This is a genomic window from Chryseobacterium taklimakanense (assembly GCF_900187185.1).
GTDB lineage: Bacteria > Bacteroidota > Bacteroidia > Flavobacteriales > Weeksellaceae > Planobacterium > Planobacterium taklimakanense.
On record NZ_LT906465.1, the window covers coordinates 1,253,743 to 1,279,070 of the forward strand.

Sequence of the window (25,328 nt, forward strand, 5' to 3'; positions counted from 1 at the left end):
AATTCAAGATAAAACTTTCTAGACGATGAAAAGGTCGGACGCGATGCCATCTGCGAGAAACCAGTGCTTCTCAGGAATTTTAACGTGGTTGTTCTCAATAATCAATAGGCCTTCTTCTAGCTTGGGAGCTGTTTCCTTTTGATAATGCAAAAAAATTTCATCAGAAAAAATTTCCTGAAGTTTCATCAAATCCACACCCCAAGTGGTGCGAAGCCCAATCATCATCATTTCGTTGAACCGATCTCTTTCTGAAAGGATTTCAGTTTCTGCCGGCAACTTATTTTCTGCCAGAGATTTAATATAGACCACATTATTGGGGACATTCCAGCTGCGTTTTTCCCTGCCGTTGTACGAATGTGCAGATGGGCCAATTCCCAAATATTCGCAGTATTTCCAGTAAGCAGAATTATGTTTTGATTCAAAACCCGGTTTTGCAAAATTTGAAATTTCATAATGAAGAAATCCCTTATCTTTCAGAAAATCAGACATATAATAGAACTCGCGGTTTTGCTCGGCCTCTTTCGGCGGAGTGATCTTTTTCTTTTTGACCCAGTCGTTCAGCGCAGTTTTTGGTTCGACGGTTAGCGCATAAGATGAAATATGCGGTACCTGCAGATCAATGGTTTTGTTTAAATTTTGCTTCCAAATCTCGAAATCCGATGTCGGTGAGCCATAAATCAAATCGATGCTGATATTTTCAAAGCCAAAATCCTGCGAACGCTTTATGGAACTTTCAGCTTGCGAAGCGTTATGTGCTCGGTTCATCATCTTTAAATCTTCATCAAAAAAACTTTGAGTTCCAACAGAAAGCCGATTGATTTCAGTTTGTGCGAGTTCTTTTAAAAATTTTTGATCCAAATCATCCGGATTTGCTTCCAGGGTAATTTCGATATCGCTGCTAAAATCAAATTGCTTCAAAACCTCATAAATCAAAGATTTTATTTCATCAGCGGATAAAACCGAGGGCGTACCACCGCCGAAATAAAGAGACCTGATGGTTCTGTTCGCAAGTTCGTTTTTACGCAGAACAATTTCTTTTTTGATGGCATCGAGCATTTCATCCTTCAAGCTGAAAGAAGTTGAAAAATGGAAATTGCAGTAGCTGCATTTTTGCTTGCAGAAGGGGATGTGTATATAGATCATCAGCCTTAATGCTTTAGTGGAAACCTCGTGTATTGATAAAGTTCTCGAAATTATAGCCTAAACTAAGCATAAAACTGTCTCCCCCATATGTCTGAACATCCGACAATCCAAGATTGTAAACAGCACCGAATGTAAAACGGTTTATCTTTCCCTTAATAACAGGCGAAAGGCTCAGCTGCTGGCTTCCGACGCGGTCTTTGGCAGTGCGGAAGCTTACTCCGGCTTCAAAAAGATTGGTGTCATCATATACTTTTCCCAAAAGATTGAGGTCAAAAGTTCTGGACGAATTGCTATTTAAATTCATTAAAACAGACGGCTCTACCGAAAGCCCATCAGAAATTTGCCAGCCGTAGCCAGCCGTTAAAATATATTTCGTCGGCGAAGGCTCAATCCCATTGATCACCGAAACATGATCAGAAAGCGGAATATCTGAAACTGAAATCCCTGCTGAGAAATTCTTTAAGGTAGCCTGCATGCCCAAATTACCGTAAACCATAAAAATATCGTTGGCTCCTTCCTGCAAAAGCGGATCTCCCTGATCTTTGGGATTGAGCATGGCCAAATCGATATTCATATTATAAAAATTAACACCGGTCCCGAAGGAGAACTGGTCCTTCCGCTCATCATCACTCAAAGGAATAAAATAAGACGCTCCCGCTGTAATACCGTTGGCAGAAATGGGCCCGTTTTGATCACGAAAAAATGACAGCCCCGCTCCTACCCGGTCAAAAACATTGGCATGAATACCGATGCTCTGCACATTCGGCGACTGCTCAAATTTTGAAAACTGTTTCTGGTAAGTACCGTGGAGTACAACATCATCCGTCTCACCATAATGGGCGGGATTGATGAGAAATTTACCGCCAAGAAGATATTGCTGGTACACCGGCAGTGACTCCTGCGAGAAAGCCAAGAATCCAGTGCTTAAGGCTATCAATAATATATATCTTCTCACTAAAGTAATTTTTGAATAAAATATTAAATATGCATTAGTTGCTGCTTAAATAATTACGCCACTTTTCAACAGCGCGCTGCATATCCTCAGGCATCGGGCTCTCGAAGTACATTTCTTTTTTGGTTACAGGATGTACGAATCCAAGCGTGTGTGCATGAAGCGCGTGCCTTGGAAGAACATCAAAAACATTCTGGATGAACTGTTTATATTTTGGAAGGTTCTGTCCGCGCAATGGGATGTGGCCTTCATACCTTTCATCGTTAAAAAGCGTATGCCCAATATGTTTAAAATGCGCCCGGATCTGGTGAGTACGGCCGGTCTCCAACTTGCATTCTACCCAAGTCATATATCGGAAACGTTCAAGCACTCTGAAGTGTGTCACGGCATGCTTACCATGGCTCCCGTCTTCGAAAACGGCCATCTGCATACGGTTTTTAAGGTGCCTTCCGATATGTCCGCGGATGGTTCCTTCGTCTTGCTCAATATTCCCCCACACAAATGCCCAGTACAGGCGTTTTGTTTTCCTGTCGAAAAACTGCTTTGCCAAATGGCTGAGCGCATATTCATTTTTGGCAATGACGATGAGGCCCGAGGTATCCTTATCGATTCTGTGAACCAAACCTACCCTGTCGAGATCCGTTTTTAATCCGTTTTTTTCAAAATGAAAAGCGAGCGCATTCACCAGTGTGCCGTCCCAGTTTCCAAACCCTGGATGAACGACCATTCCGGCCTCTTTGTCTACGACCAGAACATCCTCATCCTCATACACAATATTTATCGGAATGTCCTGCGGAATAATGACATTCTCCCTCGGTGGGCGGGTAAGAAGCACTGAGATTTCATCACCAGGTTTCACACGGTAATTCTGCTTTACCGGAGTTCCGTTTACGATGACGTTTCCGGCGCGGCAGGTTTGTGAAATTTTGTTCCGCGAAGAATTTTGTCTGAAAATAAGAAGGAATTTATCAATGCGAAGGGGCTCCTGTTTTTTATCAACAGTGATGTTGAGGTGTTCGTAAAGGCCGTCACCTTCGTCTTCACCGGAGCTTTCCTGCTCCAGCAATTCATCCTCATTCAATTCTTCGTTGTAATCTTCCATTTTAGCTGAAAAGAGCCTCAACAAAGTTGAAGCCCTTCATTTTTTTTATTAATGATAAACTTATTCTACAATTACCTTTTTCTCTTTTGGTTTTTCAGCAGGTTTCGGCTGATCGGCAGGTTTTGTCGTTGTCGTATTGGTGTTTGCCGGTTTTGGTGTCGTCGGTTTTGGTTTCGGTTGTTCCGCCTGCTTTGGTGCTTCCGGCCTTGGCTGCGTTTTTACAGGCTCAGGATCAGGAATCGGTGTGGGATCGTTGTATACGGGGACTTCCTCATATCTTATAGGTGGCAGAGACGTATCAATTCTCATTCGGTACATAGAATTCAGCTGTTGGATCTTGCCCTGCATCTGGCCCGGCGTTTTCTTGCTCGCCCACAGGTCAATCTGCATTCCCTGGTCGCGGACGGCGCCGCCCTCAGGATCTTGATAGTAAATGATATCCGATTCATCCTGACCGCCATCTTCATGTTCAACCAGTCCTACTTCAAAAAGATTATTCGTGATAATTGCTTTCGCCTCCTGTACGGTTAAACCAACCAAGTTAGGAACCGTTACATTACGTTTAGGACCGGTACCGATGACCAAATCAATCACAGAAAATCTCGGTACTTTTGCACCCGGCTTCAGCATGCTGCCGTTCATCTGCATACGGATCACCGCATCCCGCTGAATGTTCGGTTCATAAATCGTATCACCAACCTTTAGACCAACAGCTTCCAGCTGCCGGAATGCCAAGCCCTTATAACGATCCAAAACATCAGGGACCTGCACCGGCGCCCAAGTTCTTGGATTTACTTTTAAAAGAATTGCCCTGCCTCCTTTTACGCGTGCTCCCGGATTTGGGTATATCTGCAAAACCTGGAAGGGCTTGAATTTGGGATCATATTTAAAACTGTCCACTTCATATTCCAAACCGGCATCATCCAGAATTTCCACAGCTTTGTGCACCGACATATTCATCACATTTGGCACCGGAATTTCTTTACCGTGGTTGGTATGCAGCTCCAGCCAGCGAAACGTAAGCCAAACCAGTCCCGTGAAAACGGCTGCAGCAAGAAGTATATTCAATAAAACCTTCCAGTGAAAAAGAGATTTTAACATAGGTTTTTCTTCGGTATAAAATAATAGGCAAATATAAATAATAATTTCAGAACGTGAATTCGAATTATATCCGTAACGCTTTTACCGTTAATTTATTTTTCGTCTGCCACAATTAACAAAATCATTAAATTTGCGCTTATTGACGAAAAAATTATGGGCAAAAAAAACGTAGCCGTAGTTATGGGCGGCTATTCTGATGAATATGTGGTTTCATTAAAAAGCGGACAGCTGATTTACGAATCTCTTGACCGTGAAAAATACAATGTTTACAAAGTTATTATTTTAAAGGATGAATGGTATTTTCAATCAGAAAATAATGAAAAATTCCCAATCAATAAAGCTGATTTTTCTGTTGAACCGAATGGTGAAAAATTAAATTTTGATGTCTGTTTCAATATCATCCACGGGAAACCGGGTGAAAATGGCGAACTGCAGGCCTACTGGGACACAATCGGGCAAAAATATACCGGTTGCGATTTTTACCAAAGTGCCTTGACCTTTAATAAAAAAGACACTTTAGCGGTACTTTCAAAATATGGAATCCCGTCTGCGAAAAGCATTTATATAAGGAAAGGCGAAACCATCGACAAGCAAAAAATTGTTGATGAACTGGGACTGCCATGTTTCGTGAAACCAAACCAGAGCGGCTCCTCTCTCGGAATTTCCAAAGTGAAAGATATCTCTGATCTTGACCATGCTTTCGAAATGGCCTTTTCAGAGGACGATGAAATTTTGATTGAAAGTTTCCTCGACGGAATGGAGGTTTCCGTAGGCGTGGTTGATTTCGAAGGCGAAACGATTGTTCTGGGAATTACCGAAATTGTACCCACCAAAGAATTTTTTGATTATGAAGCCAAATATGAAGGTGCTTCCGAAGAAATTACTCCCGCAAGAATCGACGATGAAACGAAACACCGCGTGGAGGAAATCGCCAAACGCGCATACAATTCACTGGGAATGAGCGGCTTCTCCAGAAGTGAATACATCATCATGAACGGAACGCCGTATATGCTCGAAATGAATACCAATCCCGGGTTTTCACCGGCTTCCATTCTTCCGCAGCAGGCAAAAATTTACGGAATTTCGATCAAAGACCTTTGTGGCAACGAGGTGGAGAAGGCTTTAGCAAAAAATAAAAAATAATATGAGAATCGCAGTATTTCCCGGATCTTTCGACCCGATAACTTTAGGACATTACGATATTGTGGAGCGGGCTTATCCGCTTTTTGATAAAATCATTATCGCAATAGGGCAAAATTCCCAGAAGAATTATATGTTTTCGCTGGAGCAACGGAAGGAATTCATCAAACAGACTTTTAAAGATTTCCCCAATGTAGAGGTAGACAGTTTCGAAGGACTCACCATTGATTACTGCCGAAGCAAGAACGTTAACTTCATTCTTCGCGGACTCCGGAACCCGGCCGACTTTGAATTTGAGAAAGCCATTGCGCAGACCAACAGAACACTGACCCATGACAATAAAATTGAAACGATCTTCCTTCTTACTTCTGCCGGCAAATCATTTATCAGCAGCAGCATCGTGAGGGAAATCATCAACTTCAAAGGGAATTACGAGCTTATGGTTCCTGATGCGGTAAGAGTATAGGTCATTCATAAAAAATGTATGGATATTCATCAAAATTTCAATTTCGCCATAGAAATTCTCGGGACGATCTCGTTTGCGATGTCGGGCGCGTTTGCTGCGATGCAACGGCGTTTTGACCCGTTTGGTGTTTTGATGATCGCCTTTGTGACTTCCGTCGGCGGTGGTACGGTTCGCGATTTACTGCTGGATGTTCCTGTTTTCTGGATGCACGATCTGGTAATGTGCAGCGTAATTTTCATCACTGCGATCGTAGCCATGATCTTCAAATCTGTTGAGCGGAAATTTCGGGTGACACTGTTTATTTTCGACAGTTTCGGGTTGGGGCTTTTTACCATAATCGGAATTCAAAAAGGACTGAATGCCGAACTTCATCCCATTATCTGCCTTACTTTGGGCACAATTACCGGTTGCGTTGGTGGGATTTTACGGGATATATTGCTCAACAGGATTCCTTTGATTTTAAGGAAAGAAATCTACGCAACAGCCTGTATCGTTGGCGGAAGCTTATTTTTACTAATGGTCAACTACACACACCTGTCTTATGTTTTTGTGCAGGTTTCCACGATTCTGCTGATCGTCGCAATCCGTACGTTAGCAGTAAAGTACCATTGGCAGATGCCAAAATTTTATGGTGTGGAAGAAAATTCTGAAATGTAATGAATACTGACAATCCCCTTTTCGTAACGTTAGCAGTGTGTGGTACAGCAGTAATTTTAACTGGAATTTTTACAAAGATTTTTCCACCGAAAAAAATAAATATCTTTTACGGACACCGCACGCGAACTTCTATGAAAAATCAGAGAAACTGGGATTATGCCCAAAAGCATTTTGCTTCGGAACTGATTAAAGCAGGTGTGCTAATGATATTATTTTCTTTTTTCGGATTAGTGATTACTTCGACAGAAGTTTACTGGATGGTGATTGCGCTGATCTTCATAAGCATTATCCTATTTTATTTCTCCTGGCGCACCGATCGAGCCGTAAAAAAATTTGAAACAAAAAATCCCGAAATCTAACTTCCGGGATTTATTTTTTGCCATTGGACTTAGAAAAACTTTCCTCTCTGCCTCATATGCGGATTGTGCATATGCTTCTGCATACTCGGCATTTTCAGCTGGTCTTTCATCATCTTGATCTGGTCGGTCATCATCCCTGCCGTATCGAGCCTTTTGGCTTCTTCCAGCAGTTTTTGCCCTTCCTGTCTTCTTCCTTTTGAGATGGCAACTGCGGCTAAATTCAGTGTTGCCATTGCGCGGTCGTGCTTCATATTCAAGCCGTATTCAAGAGCTTTTTTCATTAGGGGCTCCACTTTCGCAGGACTGTCCTGAGCCAGCGTTAATCCCGTAAGGTAATGGTAGTAGCCATACTGAGTTTTGTGAAGCTGAGTTCTGTAATTGGTAATGTTTTTAAGATAATCAGCTGCTGTTTCCATGCGCTGTTTTCTCATTTGCCAGAATGCCAACAAGATGTTCTCATTTTTAAAATAAAGGAAAATCGGCAGCGCAGAAAGCAGGAACACAACCACGCCCCAACCGGTTTCTCGGGTGAAAAACATCATATAAATTCCCAAACCTATCAGCAAAGCTGCTACTGCAAGTTTTATGTTTTTGTTCATTATTTAATTTTAGAAATGCAAAGATAAGTTTTTGTGTGCTGCACCACAAGGAGCAAGATATTCTATGTAGCTCTGTTATAATTATAATTAAATCTTCCTTTCAAAAGTCTGGAAACACATATCGTATTCATTTTTTTCATCTTTTTCGAAGCAGGTTTCCGCAGTCTTTTGCCAGATTTTCTCATCAATTTTTGGAAAGAAAGTGTCTGCTTCCAGATTGGCTTTTACCAGAGTTACTTCAATTTTATCCGTCAAATCCATCGTTTGTTCGTAGATATTTCCGCCACCGATGATGAAAATGTTTTCATCGATTTTCTTTGCAAATTTTATGGCTTCCTTAATGTTTCCGACAATTAAAACACCTTCCTGAAACCAGTCTGTTTTACGGCTGATCACAATATTGGTGCGGTTTGGCAAAGGTCTGCCGATACTTTCAAAAGTTTTCCTGCCCATGATGACCGGATGCCCGGACGTGATTTCTTTAAAATGTTTCAGGTCCCTGGGCAAGTGCCAAAGCAGCTGATTATCACTGCCTATTTCATTCTTCAAACCCATTGCCACCACAATTGTTGTCATTTTTTTTCCTTTTGCACAAAAATAGCATATAATTTGTATATTTGGTAAAACGATTAAAACACTTTAAAACACATCAAAAAATTTAAACTATGAGAAATAGAGGTTGTATGAGCGCCGGAACGATCGGCATTGCACTTCTGGTAATTGGGGCTATTTTATTCTTTTGGGGAAAGAACGGCTACAACAATTTTGTTGGAAAAGAGCAGACTGTGAACACCAAATGGTCAAACGTGGAAACGGTTTACCAAAAACGTGCGAACCTGATTCCGAACCTGGAAAGAACGGTAAAATCTTACTCAAAATTCGAGCAGGAGACTTTAACAAAAGTCATTGAAGCACGGTCCAAAGCGACTTCCGTTAACATTGACCCTACCAATATGACCGAAGCAGATATGGCAAAATTCCAGGCTGCACAGGGAGAGTTGTCAGGAGCACTAAGCAGATTGATGGCAGTGGTAGAACAATATCCTAACCTGAAAGCCGATCAGCAGTACATCAACTTCCAGAGAGAGTACACCGCGATCGAAAACAGCATAAGAGCTGAAACCGTAAACTATAATGAGGCGGCTCAGGATTACAACACAACCATCAAGACATTCCCCAACAATATTTTGGCAAACTTCACCAACTTTAAGGAAAAACCATACTTTAAGGCTGCTGCCGGAGCAGAAAGAGCTCCTGAAGTTTTCACGAACTAATGAGTAACTACCTCACAAATCAAGAAATGGCTTCCCTGGTGGAAGCCATTCAAACAGCAGAAAATTGCAGCACGGGGGAGATCAGGGTCCATATCGACTCAAACACAGAGGACAACAATGCTGAAATGGCATTTGAAGTTTTCAAAACCCTGTGCAAAGACAAAACTGCTGAAAAGAATGCTGTGCTCTTCCACGTCAATTTCGAAAAGAAATACTTGACCATCATTGGCGATGAAGGCATCCACAAAAAAGTTCACCAGCGGTTTTGGGACGTAATGCACGATTACATCACCACAGAATTTGCAAAAGGTAAATATTGCGAAGCCCTGAAAAGCGCAATCCTGCAAACCGGAATTGAACTTAAAAAGCATTTCCCGATTACCGGTGAGAACCCTAACGAACTTTCAGATGAGATTACGTTCTCTTAAGATTTTCTGTACATTTTTTTTATTAAGCTGTTTCGGATTCGCTTCAGCACAGTTTGTCGTACCGCAGAAACCTTCGGTTCTGTATCCGGTTTATGATGAGGTGGGATTGCTGAATCAAACCGAGAAAGATGCGCTAAACCAAAAACTTATAAAATTTGCGGATTCCACTTCCACCGAAATTGAGGTGATCATTATACCTACAACCAACGGGGAAGACGTAAATTTCGTTGCGTGGCAGTTTGGTGAGAAATGGAAAATCGGAAAAAAAGATGTTGACAACGGAATTGTATTCCTCATTGCAACCGAAGACCGCAAAATGTCAATTCAGCAGGGGCGTGCGGTTGAGCAATATCTCACAGCATCTGTTGCCGGACAGATCATCGATTATATCGTTGCGCCAAATTTTAAGCAGGGGCTTTATTACGAAGGCATCAACCGAGGAACGACTGCGCTGATGGAAACGGTGCAGGGAAAATTCAAACCGATTGTAAAAGATACCAGTGGCGAAGGAGACATCAGCCTCTTGCAGATACTCTTTATTGCATTCGTTATTTTTCTTCTGCTGAGCTTCCTGTTCAGAAACCGTGGGGGCGGAAGAGGAAATTACAATGATGACGACGATGATGTGATCATTTCCAGACGAGGCCGCAGAACATATCCGGGAGGTTTCTTCCCGTTCCCACCAATGGGTGGCGGTTTCGGAGGCGGCAGCTTTGGAGGCGGAGGCGGTGGTTTCGGCGGTTTCGGTGGCGGTGGAAGCTTCGGCGGCGGCGGCGCATCAGGAGGTTGGTAATGTGAAAATATTGTGGATGAGTGCATTTAAAATTAAGCATTTTATACAATTCGAATAGCTTTAAACGCATCAAACAAAATAAAAAATCAGTCAGTTTTGGCTGATTTTTTTGTAGAATTTACTATTTTTGAGAAAAGTGAAACATTGAAGAAAACTCTCGTTCTCTTTGCGCATCCATTTCTGGAGTATTCTTATTCAAACCGGGAGCTTATCAATTTCTATGAGCGGCACCAGCATTATGATTTCAGGGATTTGTATGAGGAATATCCCGATTTTCACATTGCGGCTTTTAGGGAAAGAAAAAGGCTGCTCAATTATGAGCGAATCATTTTTCATTTTCCCCTCATTTGGTTTGGTATGCCACCGCTTTTACGGCTTTGGATTGATGAAGTATTTGACGGAAACTGGGTCTCAGAAGGTGAAGAAAACCCCATTGAAGGCAAGGAAGTTTATATGCTGGTCACCACAAGAAGCAAGGAAAGATCCTTTGGTAGGGAAGGAAAACATCACTTTACGATTGAGGAACTCATCAGTGGTTTGATCGTCACTTTAAAATGTTTCAAGGCAGATGTAAAGAAGCCATTCATCGTTTACGAAGCAGAAAAACTCACCAAAAAAGACATCATTCTGTACAAACAGAAATTCACCGAATTTTTAGGAAAATAATATGGAGTCTACGATATCAATGAATCTGCTGATCTTTCTGGGCGCTGCCATCATCATGGTGCCGCTGGTGAAACAGTTTGGGCTGAGTTCGGTTATCGGCTATATTCTTGGGGGAATTATCATTGGCCCATTTGTTTTGAAACTAACCGGCAGCGACACAGAAGACATCATGCACGCCACTGAATTTGGTGTGGTAATGCTGCTGTTCATTGTAGGTCTGGAGCTTGAACCACGAAAATTCTGGGCAATGCGAAAGCGGATTTTGGGTTTAGGATTATCACAGGTTCTGATGACGATTGCTCTGCTTTTTGCAATTTTTTATTTTGCAGGCTGGCGTCCAGATCAGGCTGTGGCGGTGGCCATCTGTTTTTCACTTTCGTCCACGGCGATCGTGCTGCAAATGCTGCAGGAACGCAATCTGTTCCGTACTTCAGGTGGCGAGGCTTCTTTTACCACGCTTTTATTTCAGGATATTGCGGTGATTCCGATCCTGGCAATTCTGCCGATTATCGCCAATTATCATCCTAAGGAAGAGGAAACCGAAATTAAGATTTTAATACAGAACCTTCCCGAATGGCTGCAGGCGGGAACCGTATTCTTTGGTGTCGCAGTTCTTATATTATTGGGGAAATTTGTTTTCGTTCCGTTTCTAAGATTTGTTTCCAAATCCGGGATGAGCGAGCTTTTAACCGCTTCGTCGCTGTTCCTTGTGATCGGCGTTTCTGAGCTGATGATTGTAATAGGACTTTCCCCAGCGCTTGGTGCCTTCCTTGCGGGTGTGATGCTTGCCAACAGCGAGTTCCGGCACGAGCTGGAAGCTCAGGTTGACCCTTTTAAAGGTCTGCTGCTCGCTGTATTTTTTGTCAGCGTGGGCGCTACCATCAACTTTCATACAATTAAGAGTGATCCGGTCTTTATCTTTTCGACTGTGATTGTAGTTCTGATCGTAAAATTTGTGGTATTGTACGGTGTAGGAAGAGTTTTTAAGATAGCATCTTTACCGAACATTTTTTATGCACTGGCACTTTCTCAAGTTGGTGAATTTGCCTTTGTCCTGATTAATTTTTCGAGCAAACTATACCTTTTCAGTCCGGTATTCAATTCGCAGCTCATGGCAATTACGGCGATAACCATGCTCACCACTCCGCTATTATTAATTCTATACGACAAAGTGATCATCCCCAGAATGGATAAAAGCAACAGCGAAAGCCAGTTCAGCATAACCGATGGAAACGTCATTCAAAAAAAAATCATCATTGTTGGTTTTGGGCACTTCGGAAGCGTTGTAGGCAGGCTGCTGAAAGCGAGTAAAATTTCAGCCACCATTCTGGATCACGATGCGGAAAGAGTAAAACTTTTAAGAAGCTACGGCTTTAAAGTTTATTACGGTGATGCTACCAGAATCCAGATTCTGCGGGCGGCCGGAATTGCAGAAGCTGAAGTTCTTGTTCTGTGCCTGGACGATGTAGAAGACAACAAATACATTGTGGAACTGGTACGCGAGCACTTCCCGCACATCAAGATTTTTGTAAGGGCTAAAAACCGTATCGATGCTTACTACTACGTCAATCACGGCATTGAAAATATTTACCGCGAAACGCTGGGCACCGCAGTAGATATGGCCGTAGATGTGCTGAATGAAAGCGGAATCCGCAAATATGCTGCGAGGCGCCTGGGCAAGAGGTTTATGAATATTGACAGAGCATCTGTCCGCAAGCTTGCAAAAAGTTACGAAGACGGCGATGCGTCCTTTTTTACACTACACGAGACACTTCGCCGCGAGGAAGCACTTCTGGAATTTGATAATATGAATTTCAGCACGCACGACTGGTTTGACGATGATGACAACGAAGATAGTGAGCAAAAAAACTAGCGAAGGTTTACGCTGCCGCTGCTGCTTTCATTTTTCGTTACCGAAATCTCCCCTTTTCTGTAAACCGTAACATCGCCGCTGGAACTTGCTGAAGCCATCAACTGCCGTGAAACCGCCAAATCAACGCTGCCGGAACTCGATGCCTGCAGAGTTGCCGTTTCAGCAACCAATTCGCTCGCATTGATCTCACCGGAAGATGAAACCTGCATTACCGCGTGTTTGGCTTTTCCTTTCAAATCAATTTCCCCGGAAGATGATGCTTCCGCATTCAGGCTGATTGTCCAGATTTTACCGGAATAATCACCGCTGCTGGAGGCGGCAACTGAAAAATCATTGGCTTCAAAATCACCATTTATACTCCCTGAACTTGAAACGGAGACCGCCATTTTTTCCTGAATAAATTTGTCGTTAACCGTAATGCTTCCGGAAGATGTTGCCTTTATTGAATTAAAATCTTTGGCAAAAATTTTCGCTTTCACGTTTAAGTTACCCGAAAGATTAAAACGCAATCCCGGTTTCATCCTGATATGAAGTTTGCCCCCGGCGTTTTGAACTTCCACATCGTCTATGATATTGTCGGGCGCGAAAATTATAACTTTCTCCACATCGGATTTTATGACCTCAGCATCAATTCCGGTGGAAACCTGAATCTGGTCAAAAGCGAATTCATACTCCCTTTCAGCAGTATTTAAACCTGGTTTCTTAGTATTGACCGAAAAATAACTGGTGGGATTTACATGTCCGTCTTTTGTGGAGCAAGAAAATAAAACTGTAAGAGAAAGCGCGCCGGTGATCAGGATTTTCATAGTTGGTGAATTAGTGGTTTTTCAAAATTAATAATTTTAAAGTATCTTTATCTCGCTATTTTATAATAACAATTGAGCAATGAAAAACATTACATCGCTATTTCTAATTTCATCCCTCGCAGTGTGTACTGCTTGTACTACAATGAACAATACAGAAACCAACCACACCCAGGAAATTCCTGTGGCCGATGCATCCCTGGCCGGAAACCCGTTCATGACGAAGAGCGGCCTGCAATATCAGGCTCCGGAATTCGACAAGATAAAAGATTCGCACTTCAAACCGGCATTTGATTATGGATTGAAGGTGCAGGCGGCAGAATTTGTAAAGATCGCCAACAATTCGGCAGCGCCAACCTTTGAAAACACCATCGTAGCACTGGAAAACAGCGGCGAAGTTCTGAAAAGGGCTCAAATCGTTTTCTTTAATTTAACCAGCGCCAATACTAATCCTGAACTGCAGAAGCTTGAGGAAGAATATGCACCGATTTTCGCGAGCCATTCTGATAAGATGTATCTGAATGACAAGCTTTGGCAAAGAATAAAAGCCATTAAAACTGACGGACTGGATGCGGAAAGCAAGAGGCTTTATGAATATTACAAACAAAATTTTGAAATTGCAGGAGCAGATTTAACAAAAGACAAAAAAGAAGAACTTAAAAAAGTAAATGCCGAACTGGCGACACTTTCCACCCAGTTTTCAAACAAGTTACTTGAAGCCAGGAAAAAAGGTGGTGTACTGATTTCTGACGTGAAAGAACTCGACGGGCTTTCGGCAGACGAAATCGCAGCCGCAGCAGCTGATGCAAAGGCAGCAGGACAACCTGGAAAATATCTTTTGGCATTACTGAATACGACTCAGCAGCCGCTTCTTCAAAACCTGAAAAACCGTGCGACGAGAGAAAAACTCTTCAAAGCATCCTGGTACAGAGCGGAAAAAGGCGATGATGCCGATACCCGCGAAACCCTAGAAAGACAGGCAAGACTGAGGCTGCAAAAAGCTCAGCTGATGGGTAAAAAATCATTTGCAGAGTGGAAACTTCAGGATCAAATGGCACAAACACCGGATAAGGCCATGAACCTTCTCGCGCAGCTTGCCGCGCCGGCAGTAGAAACCGCAAAACGTGAACGAGACGAAATTCAGGCGCTCATCGATGCACAAAAAGCAGGTTTTGCACTGGCGCCTTGGGACTGGAACTATTATTCAGAGCAGGTAAGAAAAGCAAAATACGATTTGGATGAAAACCAGATCAAACCATACTTTGAGGTAAATACCGTTTTGGAGAAAGGGGTATTTTTTGCAGCAGAAAATTTCTACGGAATTACTTTCAAAAAAAGAACGGATCTGCCTGTGTACCATCCGGATGTAGTGGCTTACGAAGTTTTCGACAGAGACGGAAAATCACTCGCAATCTATTACCTTGATTTCTACAGCAGAAGCAACAAGAACGGCGGTGCGTGGATGAGCAATTATGTAGAACAATCGCATCTGCTTGGCCAGAAACCGGTTATTGTAAACGTTTTTAATTATCAGAAGCCGGCTCCGGGGAAACCTTCTTTGATTTCTTACGACGACGTTTCTACGATGTTCCATGAGTTCGGACACACACTGCACGGGCTTTTTGCAAACCAAAAATACATCTCGATTTCCGGAACCAATACGCCAAGGGATTTTGTGGAATTCCCTTCACAGATCAATGAATTCTTTGCGCTTGAACCGGCAGTTTTGAAGAACTACGCGCTTCATTACGAAACCAAACAACCCATGCCGCAATCTCTGGTTGACAAGATTAAAAAAGCTGAAACATTCAACCAGGGTTATTCTACCACAGAAACGGTTTCTGCGGCTACACTGGATATGGCATGGCATTCAGTGACTGATGAGTCACAATTTAAACCAACTCTGGATTTTGAAAAGTACTGGCTGAATAAATTTGGTTTTACACTGAGCGAAGTGCCACCAAGATACCATTCGCCATATTTTGCCCACATTTGGGGCGGTGGATATTCTGCAGGATACTACGCTTATATGTGGGCTGATGTCCTGAACGCTGCAGCATGGGATTATATAGTAAACAATGGTGGGATGACCAGAGCAAACGGTGACCGTTTCCGCCAGTATATTCTTTCTGTCGGGAATTCTGTTGACCTGAACCAGGCCTTCAGAGATTTCACAGGAAAAGATCCGGACATTAAGCCTTTGCTTAAAAATAAAGGATTTATAAAATAATCTGTAAGCAACTTTCAATTAAAAACCGCCCGGAAATTCTGGCGGTTTTTTATTTTTATTTAACTCAATCTTGATTGTAAATTACATTAAACCTAATCTTATTTGTCCTAATGCGCTCCATATATCGGCTACGCCTTCGCTGTTAATGCTTCCTGTAATAAAGGTACTCAACTTCCAGAGAATCGCCAGAAAGTGGACTGAAAGGGAACTTCACAACCCGCTTTTCGTAATATTAAGGAGAAGCAGAATCGGTCACATTTTTCCTGATCTTAGCAAAATTAATTTTCTACTGCAAAAGGCCAACATTGCGAAAAGAAGCAAATAAAAAATTGAAATTATTCTTCATTTTAATTTTTTAAATATTGGTCAAAATAATCGGTCACTTTCTGCATCAGGTGCACCCGATCTTTACCCAAAACATTGTGTGCGTGTCCCGGATACACGAAATAATCCATTTGAATTCCGTTATCCACTGCGGCTTTCAGAAATTTTACGGAATGTTGCCAAACCACGACATCGTCCTGCGCACCATGGATCATCAGTAATTTGCCTTTCAGATTCTGAACTTTATCCAAAAGCCCGGCTCTTTTATAACCTTCCGGATTGGTTTGCGGCGTATCCATATACCGTTCGGTGTACATAATTTCATACATATCCCAATCGATAACCGGCCCGCCGGCAACACCCACTTTGAAAACTTCCGGGTGTTTCAGCATTAAACTGGTCGTCATAAAACCTCCGAAACTCCAGCCGTGAACGCCCATCCTCTCCGCGTCTACAAAAGGCAGTGATTTCAGGTATTCCACCCCTTTCAGCTGGTCTTTCATTTCAGTCTCACCCAGATTTCTGAAAACGGCAGATTCAAATTTCATCCCTCTGTTGCTGGAACCTCTCCCGTCCATAGAAAAAACCACATAGCCGTTCTGCGCCATATATTCGTACCAAAGATTTCCTGAAGCCGGGAAAGAATTGGTAATCAGCTGCAAATGTGGGCCATTATAGAGATACACAATCACAGGATATTTTTTGCTGGCATCAAAATCTGTCGGCAAAATGAGTTTTGCATAGAGCGGCGTCCCGTCGTCAGCTTTTAAGGTAACGTTTTTTACTTCCGGACGGTCGTAACTTTTAAGCGTATTTTCTGCCTGGAAGATCTTCTGAGTTTTAAGGTTCTGAGTATTGATTAAATTGATTTGGCGGGGCGTACTGGCATTGCTGAAAGAGTCATAAAGCCAGTTGCCGTCTTTACTAAGCGTTGCGGTGTGCATTCCTTCAGAAGTATCCAGGCGCTCCATTTTGAAATTATTCCAGTTTACCCGGTAGATATGCTTTTCCAAAGGTGTTTCTTTAGTCGAGGTAAAATAAATTTCCTTTCTTTTTTCATTAAAACCAAGAATATCGTTTACCAGCCACTCGCCTTTCGTAAGCTGCGAGACCAGACCTTTGTCCACATTATAATGAAACAGATGATTGAACCCGGTTCTCTGGCTCTGCCAAATAAAATCTTTCGCAGAATTTGGGAAGAATGTCAGCGGATGCTGCGGCTCCACATATTTTTCGCTTTTCTCCTCGAATAATGTTTTAATGAAATTTCCTGAAACTGCATCGTACTGGTTCATTCGCAAGTGGTTTTGATCTCGGTTTAGTACGCCTACATAAATAGATTTTGAATCGGGGCTCCAGGTAATCGCGGTAAGATACTGCTCTTTGTCCCCATCGATTCTAAGAAATTTTTTCGAGTTGTTCTTGATATCGTAAACTCCCAAGGTCACCTCGTGGGATTTTCCGCCGGCCATTGGATATTTTATATTGGTATTTTTTGCCGGAGTAACCGACCAGTCGATGATCGGGTAATCGTTCACCATCGTCTGATCCATCCTGTAAAACGCTACTTTGTTTTGATCCGGCGCTACAAAAATCCCTTCATTAATACCAAATTCGTTCCGGTGAACCGCCTGCCCATTGATGATATTTTCATTATCATCATTGGTAATCTGGATTGCTTTTCCATTTTCGTAATAGTAAAGGTTGTTTTTAACAGTGTAAACAAAAGCGTTTTTACCGGAAATCAATTTAAGATTTTCAGCATCCGCAGGAATTTCGAGCCATTTTTTTACGGTCCAGTCAGATTTGCCTCTCTCTATTTTATAGTAGGAGTTTCCGTGTTTATAATAAGCGGTCTTACTGCTAAGGAAAGTAATCTGTGGAAACCGTTTAAGCTTCTCGCCTGCGATATTTTTGTTGATCTGATGGAGCGATACCAGCGTATCCGCCTTCATTGAATGAATATCTGTCACCGTATATCCATCTTTCACTGCCTGAATGAACGATTTGCCGTCATCTGACCACGAAAACTGTGAAATATTTTTAATGGCGAGATTGCTTCGAAGGCCGTTCACCGCTTCGGCCATAGTGAATTTTTGTTTTTGTGCGAAGGCAAACTGCGCAGCAACAATCAGAAGTAAAGAAAGTTTATGTAGTTTCATTTTTCAAATTTGAATAGTCAAATTTAAAAAAGTTATTTCAATCGTTAAAGAAATGTTAATTTTTATTTTATAAGACTGGAATTCTGATCATTATAAATTTCAGCAAACGCACCGATATCAGATTTGCGTTTTCCCCAGCGGTAACGGTGCGTCCAATATGCCGTTTTGATTGAAAGAATTCCTAATCCCGCACCGAATAATACATCTGAAATATAATGTTTGTTGTTGACCATCCTCATTACGCCGACACCGCCCGCCACCGCATAAGCCGCGTATGGCACCCATTTATGATTCTGCCCGTACTCTATCGCAAGCAGCGTTGCGCCAGCGAAAGCGTTTGCGGTGTGCCCCGACGGAAACGAGTATTGAGTACCGTCTGGCCGGGTTTCACTGATTGCTTTTTTCAGAATATAAACAGTTCCAAGGTTGAGAATCTGCCCTTTTATCATAATCGCAGTACGGTTTTGCCAATCGGTTCGAGGTATCATTCCGGCCCACTCGAAAGCGTATAATGCCACAAACGGGGCAAACTGGGCATAATCATCAATATGATTGGTAAACCCAAAGAGATGCTCGTTGCGTTCCTCTACAATTTCTTTTTCGATGCTCTTACTTTTTCCCAGGTCTGTTAAAAGGCCACCAACCATCAGACCCGCAGGTACGTAAAGTTTTTTTGGCGCAAATTCAAACCGTTTGTTATGAATTTCTTTTAAGACCAAAGTATCGTTAACCTGGCTTTTAACACCAAAAAAGCTGGAAAAGGTAAGTAATGCGATGAAGAAACTTTTCATTTAATTTTAGAATGAACGATTTAATCCTCAAGCTGCAACGCCAGATCTTCCCAAAGTTGCAGGGTTTCCTCCAGTTCCTTTTTCAACTGATCATACTTTGCAAGTTCAGCATCAGTAGGATTGGTTTTACCAAAAATTTCTTCCAGCGACTGGATTTCCTTTTCGTAACCGTCAATTTTTTCTTCAGCTTTTTTCAGTTTGTTTTGAAGTTGTTTTTGCTCTTTGGTGATGAAGGTGTTTGAAGGGTCCTGATTTTGTCTGGTTTCACTTGAAGTCGTTTGAATTTCAGGCTCGGTTTGGATTAACTCCTCAACTTTTACTTCAGCCTGAGCTTTTCTGTTATCCAGTTTTGATTTTTCTGCGGAAATTTCCCTGATACTTTCTTTTTGACGGTATTCCAGATACTCATCAATATTTCCCAGGAATTCTCTCATCTTTCCGTCGCGGAATTCAAAAATCTTGTCTGCCAGCCCCTGCAAAAATTCACGGTCGTGGGAAATTACGATCAGCGTTCCTTCAAATTTATTTAAAGCCAGCTTGATGATTTCCTTTGACTGGATATCGAGGTGGTTAGTAGGTTCGTCCATGATCAAAACGTTGAAAGGACGAAGCAATAATTTACACAAAGCCAAACGGTTACGCTCGCCACCAGACAGCACCTGCGTTTTTTTCTGTACATCTTCTCCCGAAAAAAGGAAATTTCCTAAAAGGTCACGGACCCTCGGCCGTGTTTCTTCGGTTGCAGCATCTTCAGCTTCCTGCAACACGGTTTTTCCGGGCGTGAGAACTTCTTCCTGGTTTTGTGCGAAGTAACCGATATTCACATTATGCCCAAGATTCCAGGTCCCTGAATAATCCTTTATTTGGCCGGTCAAAATCTTGGCTAAAGTGGTTTTTCCCTGACCGTTTTGTCCAAGCAAAGCAATCCGGTCGCCACGTTCTACGAAGAAATCTACATCATCGAAAATCTGTTTTTCACCGTAGGCTTTACCTAATTTTTCAGCCTCGAAAATCACTTTGCCAGGCACCACCGACTGTACGAAACGGATATTGAATTTGGAAACATCCTCATTATCCATCTCGATTCTTTCAATTTTCTCAAGCTTTTTAATTAAAGACTGTGCAAAAGACGCCTTGGTTGCAGATGCACGGAACCGGTTGATATTATCCTCCATCTGCTTAATTTCCGCATCCTGGTTTTTCTTCGCCTGTTCCAGCTTTTCCCGGCGCTCTTTCCTCAGTTCAAGATATTTGGTGTAATTAGCCTTGTAATCGTCGATTTTTTTATTGTTCACATCGAATGTACGGTTACACACCGAGGTCATAAACTGCTTGTCGTGCGAAACAAGGACGATCGCGCCATTATAATCTTTTAAAAAGTTTTCAAGCCAGATGATACTCTCCATATCGAGGTGGTTGGTAGGCTCATCGAGAAGCATCAGGTCGTTGTTTTGCAAAAGAAGTTTCGCCAGTTCGATCCGCATTCTCCATCCACCTGAAAATTCATCAGTCAACCGGTCAAAATCATCAGCTTTGAAACCTAAACCGAGCAGCACTTTTTCCATGTCGCCTTCCAGATTGTAGGCATCGTGGTGGTGCAGCAAATCGTTCAGATCCGTCATGCGGTGTATCAGGTTATGATAATAGTCGCTTTCATAGTCGGTTCTTGTAGCAAGCTGGTCATTCACATCATCAAGTTCATTTTTCCAACTGTTTATTTGCTCAAAAGCCTGTTTAGTCTCTTCCCAAACGGTTCTGCCTTTCACAAATTCCAAATCCTGTTTCAGGAATCCGATGGTGATATTGCCCTCCGGAACCACATTGCCTTCATAGAAATTGATTTCGCCTGAAAGTATTTTCAAAAGTGTAGATTTTCCGGCGCCGTTTTTCCCTACGAGACCGATTTTATCATCTCTTTTAATGGTAAAATTCACATCTCTGAAAAGATAGTTTCCTGCGTGGTGTAGGCCAAGTCCCTGAACTGATAGCATTTTATAAAAAAGTATATTGATGAATGAGTATTATGTGCTTTTACTGGCTGCAAAAGTAATGATTTTGAATTAGTAAAGCGCCTCCAAATTGTTCGTATTTAATCAAAAAGCAGCCCCTAATGCACTGATATTTCTACGCGTGATCCGCGAAAAAAAATTTATAGGTTTTGATATTTAAAGTCTTGAAAAGTTTCAGGCTGACCCAGCAATAATTTTAATTATGATGAAACTGGTCCTTCAAAATTGCCCGGTTTCATTTCAAGCTGCTTTTGTGAATCGGTGATCACCGTTGGGTTTTCCAAAAGGAAATTTTTTGAGTTCAGCAATTCGGTCATCAGCGTGCGCATTTGTTCGGCTGCAACTTCGGGAAGGTGGGATTTCTTCGCTGCTTCAATGACCTGCTTTTTGCTGTTTTGCTGTATCCGTGCTAAATCATCTTTACTGAAAAGATTAAAGAATTGCTCTTCGATATTGTAGTATTTGTAATCCGTCTCCGTAGAAAGAATTTCCGGAGCGGGAAATTCGGTAAGCCTTACTTTACGGTTAATTTCATCCACTTCCCATTTCAGTTTTTCAAAATCGTAGCCGACCAAAACTTTTGCAGAAACGATGACCAAAGCTTTTTTCTTTTGAGGTATAAAATTGAAAAGTTTGGAAGACTCTTCATAATTATATATCTCGTTGAAATGGCCTTCCGCAGACACTATTTTAAAAACCTTTCGCATACTTTCGGCAATGGTGTGCGAACTTTCCTTCACCACCGGCGGTTCCGGTTTCAGTTTGTTTCCTGCCAAAAAAGCGATCACACCTCCCAATAAAAGGCCGAGAACCAGCATCACCACAATCATCACTCCGTTAGTCCCGGAACTGGGCTGCATCATTTGATAGATAAAGAAAGCGAGTACGAGAACGCCTAAAATTCCGACCGACCAGAGAATGGTTTTTACTTTGCGGGGATTCATTTTTTATAGGTTTAATGGGTGAATTATTATTAGCAAATTTAATGCAATTTCCATCTTTCACTTATAAAAATAAAACATCAGGCCATTTTTGTCGGGGGTGCTGCATTATCACAGCTTTGGCTATTTTGGGTTGCTCCGGTTTTAGGTGGTCTTGTTGGCGGACTGATTTATAAATGCCTTTTGCAACGAGACGAGCACGAAGTTGCCGCGTAAATGAAACTGCTGGCTAAAATAAAAATACCGGAGCATCTCGCTCCGGTATTTTTACTATCTGATCTTTAAAAATCTTAAACTTTCTCAACCTGCATGAAGTTAAGCTCCATCGGTGTTTTTCTACCGAAAATCATTACTGAAACTTCCAGCTTTTTCTTGTCTTCAAGTATTTTCTCAACCGTTCCGTTGAATCCGTTGAAAGGTCCGTCGATTACTTTTATGCTTTCACCAACCACGTACGGAATTGCCATATCTGTCGCGAATTCTGAAAGCTCATCCATTCTGCCCAGCATCCTGTCCACTTCAGATTTACGCATTGGCACAGGGTCGCCACCTTTAGTTAAACTTAGAAAAGATATTACCCCAGGAATGTTTTTAATGACGTGAGGTATCTCGCCCATAAGGTCAGCCTCAATCATCAGGTAACCTGGGTAATAAGGTTTTTCTTTTGGAACTTTCTTACCGTTCTTCAGCTGTATTACCTTCTCCATAGGTATTACCACCTGCGTCACATACTGTTCGAAACCCAAACGCTGGATTTCGTTTTCAATATAGGACTTCACTTTGTTTTCCTGTCCGCTGATGGCTTTCAATACATACCACTTCAAATCACTCATTGCCGTCGGTTTTTATTAGTTGAACAGGTTAATTAACATTGCTAAAGCGTTCTCGATAAACTTACTGAACAAGGTATCTACACCAAAAAGAAAGATAGATAAAAGTACAGTTGCTACAGCAACTACAATAGTAGAAGACTGCAGGTCTGGCCATTTCGGCCACTCCACTTTATCTTTAAATTCAGTATAGGAACCTTTTATAAAATCTACAAATGAACTCATAATTGCTTTTTGCACGGGCACTAGGATTCGAACCCAGATCAACGGTTTTGGAGACCGGTATCCTACCATTGGACGATGCCCGTAGAAAAAAGTTCCGCAGTTTCCCTACGGAACTTTAATTTATTTTAAGACGATTAGTCTAAGATTTCAGTTACCTGACCTGCACCAACTGTTCTACCACCTTCTCTGATCGCAAATCTAAGACCTACGTTAAGAGCGATTGGCTGAAGCAATTCTACAGTAATAGTAAGGTTATCACCTGGCATTACCATTTCTACACCTTCTGGCAAGAAGATCTCACCAGTAACGTCAGTAGTTCTTACGTAGAACTGCGGACGGTACTTGTTGTGGAATGGAGTGTGACGGCCACCTTCTTCTTTAGAAAGGATATAAACCTCTGCTTTGAATTTTTTGTGTGGCTTCACAGAACCTTGCTTAGCGATTACCATACCTCTTCTGATATCAGTTTTTTCGATACCTCTAAGAAGTAGACCAACGTTATCCCCAGCTTCACCTCTGTCAAGGATCTTACGGAACATCTCTACCCCAGTTACAGTTGAAGTCAGTTTTTCTTCACCCATACCTACGATATCTACAGGATCACCAGAGTTGATAACACCAGCCTCGATTCTACCAGTTGCTACAGTACCTCTACCAGTAATAGAGAATACGTCTTCGATTGGCATAAGGAATGGCTTATCAGAATCTCTTACCGGCTGCTCGATCCAAGTATCTACTGCATCCATCAATTCTTCAACAGTTTTAACCCATTTTTCCTCACCGTTTAGCGCTCCTAGTGCAGAACCCTGGATTACAGGAGAGTTATCACCGTCATATTCGTAAGTAGAAAGAAGATCTCTCAATTCAAGCTCAACAAGTTCAAGAAGCTCAGCATCATCTACCATATCCACTTTGTTCATGAAAACAACGATTCTTGGTACGTTTACCTGACGGCAAAGAAGGATGTGCTCTCTAGTTTGAGGCATTGGTCCGTCTGTAGCAGCACACACAAGGATAGCGCCATCCATCTGAGCAGCACCGGTTACCATGTTTTTCACATAGTCGGCGTGACCAGGACAGTCTACGTGAGCGTAGTGTCTGTTTTCTGTTTCGTACTCAATGTGAGCCGTGTTAATTGTAATACCTCTTTCTTTTTCCTCCGGAGCAGAGTCAATTGCAGAGAAATCTTTTTTTTCTGCTAATCCTTTATCAGATAATACTTTAGAGATAGCAGCAGTTAAGGTAGTCTTACCATGGTCAACGTGACCGATGGTACCAATGTTCAAGTGCGGTTTGTTACGATTAAACGTTTCCTTTGCCATGATTTAAATTATTTATTTAATTAATTATTTAAAATTTTCGGTGTGCAAATATAGTGTTTTTTTGAAAATCAAAACTATTTTAATTAAAAATTGTTTTAACATCAATTTCAGCAACTTGCAGCGCCGCTAATCTATTATGAAAGTGGAATGCAAAATTACAATAATTTTTCTTTTGCGAAAATCCTGATTTTATTTTTATAAATGTTTTAACGCTTTTGCTTCATTATGGCTTAAAAGCCGATTTTCACGTGCTCCAACTCTTTACCTTATTTAAACAAAAAAAGTTTCCCAGAAACTGAGAAACTTTCAAGAGCCAACGATGAGATTTGAACTCACGACCTCTTCCTTACCAAGGAAACGCTCTACCCCTGAGCTACGTCGGCAAAATTTAAATAAAAAAATCACAGCCGCTTGGTGTGATTTCTTAGAGCGGAAGACGGGGGTCGAACCCGCGACATTCAGCTTGGAAGGCTGACGCTCTACCAACTGAGCTACTTCCGCATTTTTGTTTGTTGGTAAACGGTTTGCAAATCTACTAAATTTCCTGAAATCTAGCTTTATAAAATGTGGGGAGAGCAGGATTCGAACCTACGAAGCCGAAGCAACTGAGTTACAGTCAGTCCCATTTGACCGCTCTGGAATCTCCCCAATTTTACAAAATGAGCCTCCTGAGGGATTCGAACCCACGACCCCGAGATTACAAATCACGTGCTCTGGCCAACTGAGCTAAGGAGGCAAATAGATTTCAAAAGAACTCTTTCTCTTTTTGCGAGTGCAAATATAAGGTTGTTTTTTTGAAATCTACAAATTATTTAATCAATTTTTTTTAAAAAAATTTTAAGCCAGCTCTTTTTTCTTGATTAGCAGCTTTTTAGCAGTATCCACACATTGGTCCAAACTTTCCTCAAAAGTGGCTGATGTCTTCTTCACCACGATATCATCACCCGGAACCACGAGCTTAATCTCTGATGTTTTATTTTCTTTTCCGGAAATATTCTCTACTTTCAGGTAAACCTTGCACTCCTGGATTTTGTCATAAAACGTATCCAGCTTGCTTACTTTTTTATCGATATGCTCTTCTAATGGTTGGTGCGGCGTTAATCCTATCGCCTGAACTGTAATTTTCATAATGATTTTT

General features: G+C 41.8%; 25 protein-coding genes, 5 tRNA genes and 1 pseudogene. 11 read left to right on the top strand and 20 right to left on the bottom strand.

Translation table 11 applies throughout. The annotated features are described in order from the left end of the window. Positions 1–18: 18 nt before the first annotated feature. From hemW to CKV81_RS05960, 4 genes are read right to left on the bottom strand one after another with little or no spacing between them, the layout of a single operon-like run. Complete coding sequence (hemW, locus tag CKV81_RS05945; RefSeq protein ID WP_095071426.1) at positions 19–1,143, bottom strand: radical SAM family heme chaperone HemW; 1,125 nt, start codon at positions 1,141–1,143, stop codon at positions 19–21. Between the two features lie 13 nt (positions 1,144–1,156). After that, on the bottom strand, positions 1,157–2,098 hold the full coding sequence (locus CKV81_RS05950) for a PorP/SprF family type IX secretion system membrane protein (RefSeq protein ID WP_095071428.1): 942 nt from the start codon (positions 2,096–2,098) through the stop codon (positions 1,157–1,159). 34 nt (positions 2,099–2,132) lie between these two features. Further along, positions 2,133–3,197 carry an RluA family pseudouridine synthase gene (locus tag CKV81_RS05955; protein ID WP_095071431.1) on the bottom strand — a complete coding sequence of 355 codons (1,065 nt, stop codon included), beginning with the start codon at positions 3,195–3,197 and terminating at the stop codon, positions 2,133–2,135. Positions 3,198–3,257: 60 nt separating this feature from the next. Then, on the bottom strand, positions 3,258–4,298 hold the full coding sequence (locus CKV81_RS05960; RefSeq protein ID WP_095071434.1) for a PASTA domain-containing protein: 1,041 nt from the start codon (positions 4,296–4,298) through the stop codon (positions 3,258–3,260). Positions 4,299–4,451: 153 nt separating this feature from the next. Between CKV81_RS05960 and CKV81_RS05965 the strand changes: the two genes are divergently transcribed. The 4 genes from CKV81_RS05965 (at position 4,452) to CKV81_RS13345 (ending at position 6,920) form a co-directional block, all read left to right on the top strand. Continuing rightward, positions 4,452–5,441 (top strand): D-alanine--D-alanine ligase, encoded by a 990-nt coding sequence (locus CKV81_RS05965; RefSeq protein ID WP_095071436.1) that lies wholly within the window; start codon positions 4,452–4,454, stop codon positions 5,439–5,441. Position 5,442: 1 nt separating this feature from the next. Continuing rightward, positions 5,443–5,904: a pantetheine-phosphate adenylyltransferase gene (gene coaD, locus CKV81_RS05970; protein WP_095071438.1), complete on the top strand. Its 462-nt coding sequence runs from the start codon at positions 5,443–5,445 to the stop codon at positions 5,902–5,904. Positions 5,905–5,928: 24 nt separating this feature from the next. Next, the gene (locus tag CKV81_RS05975; RefSeq protein ID WP_095074301.1) at positions 5,929–6,561 is read left to right on the top strand and encodes a trimeric intracellular cation channel family protein; all 633 of its coding nucleotides are present in this window, start codon (positions 5,929–5,931) and stop codon (positions 6,559–6,561) included. Positions 6,562–6,692: 131 nt separating this feature from the next. Then, positions 6,693–6,920 carry an SdpI family protein gene (locus tag CKV81_RS13345; RefSeq protein ID WP_157727379.1) on the top strand — a complete coding sequence of 76 codons (228 nt, stop codon included), beginning with the start codon at positions 6,693–6,695 and terminating at the stop codon, positions 6,918–6,920. A 29-nt stretch (positions 6,921–6,949) separates the two neighbouring features. Here the strand turns inward: CKV81_RS13345 and CKV81_RS05985 are convergent, their stop codons facing one another. Next, entirely contained in the window at positions 6,950–7,519 is a 570-nt protein-coding gene (locus CKV81_RS05985; RefSeq protein WP_095071442.1) for a hypothetical protein, read from the bottom strand. Between the two features lie 87 nt (positions 7,520–7,606). Beyond that, positions 7,607–8,095, bottom strand: coding sequence for a dihydrofolate reductase (locus tag CKV81_RS05990; RefSeq protein ID WP_095071444.1), 489 nt, complete (start codon positions 8,093–8,095; stop codon positions 7,607–7,609). A gap of 89 nt (positions 8,096–8,184) precedes the next feature. Here CKV81_RS05990 and CKV81_RS05995 point away from each other — a divergent pair, with 89 nt between their 5' ends. From CKV81_RS05995 to CKV81_RS06015, 5 genes are all read left to right on the top strand, one after another. Further along, entirely contained in the window at positions 8,185–8,793 is a 609-nt protein-coding gene (locus CKV81_RS05995) for a LemA family protein (RefSeq protein ID WP_095071447.1), read from the top strand. Beyond that, positions 8,793–9,221, top strand: a complete 429-nt coding sequence (locus CKV81_RS06000; protein ID WP_095071449.1) for a TPM domain-containing protein — start codon at positions 8,793–8,795, stop codon at positions 9,219–9,221. Before CKV81_RS05995 ends, CKV81_RS06000 begins: the two co-directional genes overlap by 1 nt. Then, positions 9,202–10,014 (top strand): TPM domain-containing protein, encoded by an 813-nt coding sequence (locus CKV81_RS06005; protein WP_095071451.1) that lies wholly within the window; start codon positions 9,202–9,204, stop codon positions 10,012–10,014. Before CKV81_RS06000 ends, CKV81_RS06005 begins: the two co-directional genes overlap by 20 nt. A 144-nt stretch (positions 10,015–10,158) precedes the next feature. Next, entirely contained in the window at positions 10,159–10,680 is a 522-nt protein-coding gene (locus CKV81_RS06010; protein ID WP_095074303.1) for an NAD(P)H-dependent oxidoreductase, read from the top strand. A gap of 1 nt (position 10,681) precedes the next feature. Further along, the gene (locus tag CKV81_RS06015) at positions 10,682–12,553 is read left to right on the top strand and encodes a monovalent cation:proton antiporter-2 (CPA2) family protein (protein WP_095071453.1); all 1,872 of its coding nucleotides are present in this window, start codon (positions 10,682–10,684) and stop codon (positions 12,551–12,553) included. Here CKV81_RS06015 and CKV81_RS06020 read toward each other — a convergent pair. Beyond that, positions 12,550–13,359 carry a head GIN domain-containing protein gene (locus tag CKV81_RS06020; protein WP_095071455.1) on the bottom strand — a complete coding sequence of 270 codons (810 nt, stop codon included), beginning with the start codon at positions 13,357–13,359 and terminating at the stop codon, positions 12,550–12,552. The two genes, CKV81_RS06015 and CKV81_RS06020, sit on opposite strands and share 4 nt — an antisense overlap. Positions 13,360–13,438: 79 nt before the next feature. Between CKV81_RS06020 and CKV81_RS06025 the strand changes: the two genes are divergently transcribed. Then, the gene (locus CKV81_RS06025; RefSeq protein WP_095071457.1) at positions 13,439–15,586 is read left to right on the top strand and encodes a M3 family metallopeptidase; all 2,148 of its coding nucleotides are present in this window, start codon (positions 13,439–13,441) and stop codon (positions 15,584–15,586) included. Between the two features lie 347 nt (positions 15,587–15,933). On the opposite strand, the gene CKV81_RS06035 is transcribed toward CKV81_RS06025, so the two are convergent. The 4 genes from CKV81_RS06035 to CKV81_RS06050 all read right to left on the bottom strand — a co-directional run bounded on the left by CKV81_RS06035 (position 15,934) and on the right by CKV81_RS06050 (position 21,816). Further along, on the bottom strand, positions 15,934–18,072 hold the full coding sequence (locus CKV81_RS06035; protein ID WP_095071462.1) for a S9 family peptidase: 2,139 nt from the start codon (positions 18,070–18,072) through the stop codon (positions 15,934–15,936). A 62-nt stretch (positions 18,073–18,134) separates the two neighbouring features. After that, entirely contained in the window at positions 18,135–18,863 is a 729-nt protein-coding gene (locus tag CKV81_RS06040) for a phosphatase PAP2 family protein (RefSeq protein WP_095071464.1), read from the bottom strand. A gap of 20 nt (positions 18,864–18,883) precedes the next feature. Beyond that, positions 18,884–20,854, bottom strand: coding sequence for an ATP-binding cassette domain-containing protein (locus CKV81_RS06045; protein WP_095071466.1), 1,971 nt, complete (start codon positions 20,852–20,854; stop codon positions 18,884–18,886). A gap of 218 nt (positions 20,855–21,072) precedes the next feature. Continuing rightward, positions 21,073–21,816, bottom strand: a complete 744-nt coding sequence (locus tag CKV81_RS06050; RefSeq protein ID WP_095071468.1) for a DUF4230 domain-containing protein — start codon at positions 21,814–21,816, stop codon at positions 21,073–21,075. Positions 21,817–21,894: 78 nt separating this feature from the next. On the opposite strand from CKV81_RS06050, the pseudogene CKV81_RS13585 reads away from it, so the two are divergent. Continuing rightward, a pseudogene (locus CKV81_RS13585) lies at positions 21,895–22,029 on the top strand (aquaporin); the annotation flags it as partial. A 74-nt stretch (positions 22,030–22,103) separates the two neighbouring features. Here the strand turns inward: CKV81_RS13585 and nusG are convergent. The 9 genes from nusG to CKV81_RS06100 all read right to left on the bottom strand — a co-directional run bounded on the left by nusG (position 22,104) and on the right by CKV81_RS06100 (position 25,318). Further along, positions 22,104–22,646 (bottom strand): transcription termination/antitermination protein NusG, encoded by a 543-nt coding sequence (nusG, locus tag CKV81_RS06060; protein ID WP_095071470.1) that lies wholly within the window; start codon positions 22,644–22,646, stop codon positions 22,104–22,106. A gap of 15 nt (positions 22,647–22,661) precedes the next feature. Beyond that, positions 22,662–22,868, bottom strand: coding sequence for a preprotein translocase subunit SecE (secE, locus tag CKV81_RS06065; RefSeq protein ID WP_095071472.1), 207 nt, complete (start codon positions 22,866–22,868; stop codon positions 22,662–22,664). A gap of 12 nt (positions 22,869–22,880) precedes the next feature. After that, positions 22,881–22,951: transfer RNA gene (locus CKV81_RS06070), tRNA-Trp, on the bottom strand. Between the two features lie 51 nt (positions 22,952–23,002). Next, a complete protein-coding gene (gene tuf / locus CKV81_RS06075) occupies positions 23,003–24,190 on the bottom strand; it encodes an elongation factor Tu (protein WP_095071474.1) in 1,188 nt (395 codons plus the stop codon). A 311-nt stretch (positions 24,191–24,501) separates the two neighbouring features. Beyond that, a tRNA-Thr gene (locus tag CKV81_RS06080) sits at positions 24,502–24,573 on the bottom strand. Between the two features lie 45 nt (positions 24,574–24,618). After that, positions 24,619–24,691: transfer RNA gene (locus CKV81_RS06085), tRNA-Gly, on the bottom strand. 66 nt (positions 24,692–24,757) lie between these two features. Then, positions 24,758–24,838 (bottom strand) — tRNA-Tyr (locus CKV81_RS06090). Positions 24,839–24,852: 14 nt separating this feature from the next. Next, positions 24,853–24,926 (bottom strand) — tRNA-Thr (locus tag CKV81_RS06095). A gap of 101 nt (positions 24,927–25,027) precedes the next feature. Beyond that, positions 25,028–25,318, bottom strand: coding sequence for an HPF/RaiA family ribosome-associated protein (locus tag CKV81_RS06100; RefSeq protein WP_095071476.1), 291 nt, complete (start codon positions 25,316–25,318; stop codon positions 25,028–25,030). Between the last annotated feature and the right edge of the window lie 10 nt (positions 25,319–25,328).